Source organism: Bradyrhizobium sp. PRIMUS42, from assembly GCF_023006515.1.
Taxonomy (GTDB): domain Bacteria; phylum Pseudomonadota; class Alphaproteobacteria; order Rhizobiales; family Xanthobacteraceae; genus Bradyrhizobium.
On the sequence record NZ_JALBGZ010000612.1, the window covers coordinates 1 to 3,787 of the forward strand.

At 66.1% G+C, this 3,787-nt stretch carries 3 protein-coding genes; 1 reads left to right on the plus strand and 2 read right to left on the minus strand.

Annotated elements, in window-relative coordinates:
- The coding region (locus MOV75_RS30400) for a TIGR03862 family flavoprotein (RefSeq protein WP_247007162.1) at positions 1–752 on the plus strand (752 nt) is incomplete at its 5' end.
- Between the two features lie 254 nt (positions 753–1,006).
- On the opposite strand, the gene MOV75_RS30405 is transcribed toward MOV75_RS30400, so the two are convergent.
- Together MOV75_RS30405 and MOV75_RS30410 are read right to left on the minus strand one after the other, a co-directional pair.
- Positions 1,007–2,086 (minus strand): D-TA family PLP-dependent enzyme, encoded by a 1,080-nt coding sequence (locus MOV75_RS30405; RefSeq protein WP_247007163.1) that lies wholly within the window; start codon positions 2,084–2,086, stop codon positions 1,007–1,009.
- Between the two features lie 3 nt (positions 2,087–2,089).
- Positions 2,090–3,787 (minus strand): ABC-F family ATP-binding cassette domain-containing protein (locus MOV75_RS30410; protein ID WP_247007164.1); only part of this gene is annotated, 1,698 nt, incomplete at its 5' end.

Genomic DNA, 3,787 nt, shown 5'->3' on the forward strand with positions numbered 1-3,787 from the left:
CCACGGTCCTCGCACTCGGCGGCGCGAGCTGGCCGCGGCTCGGGTCGGATGGCGGCTGGGTCGAACTCCTCGCGGCAAGAGGCGTCGCCATCTCAAAACTGCGGCCAGCCAATTCCGGCTTCACGGTCGCCTGGTCCGACGTCTTCCGCGATCGCTTCGAAGGCCAGCCGCTCAAGGGCGTGGCGCTGACGGTTGGTGCACACACGGTGCGCGGCGAAGCGATGATCACGCGGGGCGGCATCGAAGGCGGCGCGATCTACGCGCTGTCGGCGGAACTGCGGGAGGCGGTGCTGAGTCTCGGGCAGGCGACGCTGATGATCGCATTGCGGCCCGACCTCGACGCCGCGGCACTGACCACGCGGCTATCAGGGGTGCGCGGCAAGCAGTCGCTCGCGAATTTCCTGCGCAAGGCTGCGCAATTGTCGCCGGTCGGCATCGGCCTGATGCAGGAGGCCGCCATCGCCTCGGGCCGGCCGCTGGCCTCGTTCTCGCCGGCCGAGCTTGCGCGCCTGGTCAATGCAATCCCCGTTCGGCTCACGGGCGTTGCCCCAATCGATCGTGCGATCTCGACTGCGGGTGGAGTTAGTTTCGACGAACTCGACGATCAATTCATGCTGCGAAAGCAGCCGGGCGTGTTCGCCGCCGGCGAGATGCTGGACTGGGAGGCGCCAACCGGTGGCTATCTGCTGCAGGCCTCATTCGCGACGGGGGCCGCTGCGGGCCGGGGCGTGCTGGCGTGGCTCAACCCCTAACCACCGTCATTGCGAACGCAGCGAAGCAATCCAGACTGCCTCTGCGGAAATAGTCTGGATTGCTTCGTCGCACCAGTGCAAAACTGCTACGCAATTTTGTCACGGGCTCCTCGCAATGACGGCTGAGAGAGCGCAGTCCTCCCGAAAACTCGTAGGGTGGGCAAAGGCGCGAAGCGCCGTGCCCACGATCTTTCGCGGTTACGACGAGAAGTCGTGGGCACGCTTCGCTTTGCCCGCCCTACGACAGTTTGCCCCTACCGAAGCTTTCCCCGCGCCGCCACCGGCAGCGTGCCGATGATCTCCTCGCCCCGCACCATCACGACCTCGTCCATCATGTTGACGACGACGCAGACGTGGTTCGGCACGATGCGGACGACGTCGCCGACATTGGGCCGCGTGTTGCTGCGGGACAGGTCGAGGAAGCCGTGCTCCTCGGCGAAGCGCGCGATCTTTGCTTCGGGGTGTTCCAGGATCAGGCCGTGGCCGTCGAGCCCGCCGGTGTCGGTCGTCAGCGTCTTCGAGCCGGCATCGAGGATGCCGCGCTCGGGCGCGGCGCGGCTCACCACCGTCGAATAGATGTGCAGCGCGCAGTCGTCCCAGCTGGCAGAGCCGGCCGCGACCTGCATGCGGTCGTTGTAGATATAGGTGCCGAAGCGGTGCTCGGTGCCGCCCTTCAGCTTGCCGAGATTTTTCAGGTTCGGCGTGCCGCCGGTCGAGACGATCTTCGCATCCAGTCCGTGCGCGCGCACGCCGGCCAGCGCCTCGTCGTAAAATTTCTGCGCATCCGCCCAGCCGGTCTCGGTCGGATAGAGCATGAAGCCGGCGAACTGCAGCCCCTTGGACGCGGCGATCTCGCGCGCCAGCGCAATGGCCTCAGCCGGCGTCTCGACACCGGCGCGCTTGCGGCCGGTATCGCATTCGACCACGACCGAGAGCGGGCGGCCTGACGCGGCCGCCGCCTTCGGTAGTCCCGCGACGACGGTGGAATTGTCGGCAGCCACCGTCATGTTGGCCTTGGCCTGGAGCGCGCCGAGCCGCGCCATCTTCTCTTCGCCAAGCAGATTGTAGCTGATCAGGATGTCGTCGATGCCGGCATTGGCCATGATCTCGGCTTCGCCAAGCTTCTGACAGGTGATGCCCTTCGCGCCGGCCGCGACCTGCATCTTCGCGATGGTCGGGTTCTTGTGCGTCTTGATGTGGGGGCGGTTGGCGACGCCTGCCTCGTCGCAGGCTTTCTGGATCCGCGCAATGTTGCGCTCGACCTTGTCCATGTCGATGACGGCGCAGGGTGTGCCGTATTCGCGGGCGATCTTGGCGGCGAGAGCAGTTGTCATGATTTATGCCTGTTCTATCTCTTCACGCAGCATTTCGAGTTCGAGCCAGCGCTCTTCGGCGGCCGACAAATCTTCATGCGCCTTGGCGATGGCGGCGGATGTATCGTCGAATCTCTTGCGATCCTTGGCATAGAGGTTGGGATCGTCGAGCACGCGCTGCAGCTTGGCGATGTCGGCCTGCAGCATCTCCATCTTCTTCGGCAGCGTCTCCAGTGCGTGCTTCTCGTTGAAGCTCAGCTTCCGCTTGGCCGACGAGGCGGGAGCGGCCGGCCGCTCCTCTTTCTTCTCCGCCGGGGCTTGCGCCTTCGCCGTCTCGCGCTTCAGGTCCGCGCCGCGCTGGGTCAGCATGTCGCTGTAGCCGCCGGCATATTCGATCCACTTGCCGTTGCCTTCCGGCGCGATCACGGAGGTGACGACGCGGTCGAGGAAGTCGCGGTCGTGGCTGATCAGGATCACGGTGCCCTCGTAGTCGCCGAGCATCTCCTCGAGAACGTCGAGCGTTTCGAGATCGAGATCGTTGGTCGGCTCGTCCAGCACCAGGAGATTCGAGGGCTTTGCCAGCGCGCGCGCCAGCATCAGTCGGCCGCGCTCGCCGCCGGAGAGTACCTCCACCGGCGTGCCGCGCTGCTCCTGCCCGAACAGGAAGTCTTTCATGTAGCCGACGACGTGCTTCGGCTTGCCGCCGACCATGATTTGATCGCCGCGCCCGCCGGTCAGGGCTTCCGCCAGCGTCGATTTGGGATCGAGGCTTTCGCGGTGCTGGTCGAGCGTGGCCGTCTCCAGATTGGCGCCGAGACGTATCGTGCCGGAATCCGGCTGCATGCCGCCGGTGAGCAGATTGACCAGCGTGGTCTTGCCGGCGCCGTTCGGCCCGATGATGCCGAGCCGGTCGCCGCGCTGGATGCGGGTCGAGAAATTCTCGACGATCTTGCGCTCGCCATAGGCCTTGGTGATGCCCTTCGCCTCGATCACCAGCTTGCCGGACTGCTCCGCTTCGGCCGCAGCGAGACTGGCGGTGCCGGCCGTGCCGCGATAGTTGCGGCGCTGATCGCGCAGCGTGTGCAGATTGGCGAGGCGCTTGACGTTGCGCTTGCGCCGGCCGGAGACGCCGTGGCGCAGCCAGTGCTCTTCGTCGACGATCTTGCGGTCGAGCTTGTGCTGGTCGCGCTCTTCCTCCGCCAGCACCTCGTCGCGCCAGGTCTCGAACGAGGCAAAGCCGCGGTCGATCTGCTTGATCTTGCCGCGGTCGAGCCACGCCGTGGAACGCGACAGGTTGGTCAGGAAGCGGCGGTCGTGGCTGATGATCACCAGCGCGCTGCGGCGGCTGTCCAGCTCCTGTTCCAGCCATTCGATGGTGGCGAGATCGAGGTGGTTGGTCGGCTCGTCCAGCAGCAGGATGTCGGGCGAGGGCGCCAGCACATACGCCAGCGCCGCGCGACGGGCTTCGCCGCCAGAGACATCATGCGGGTTCTCATCGCCCGTAAGCCCGAGCTGCTCCAAGAGATAGCGCGCCTGATGCTGGTCGTCGCCGGGAGCGAGACCGGACTCGACATAGGCCAGGATGGTCTTGTGCTCGCCGAAGTCAGGCTCCTGCGGCAGATAGCGAACCGTGGCGCCGGGCTGCACGAAGCGCGTGCCGCCGTCGGGCTCGACAAGGCCGGCCGCGATCTTCAGCAGCGTCGACTTGCCCGAGCCGTTGCG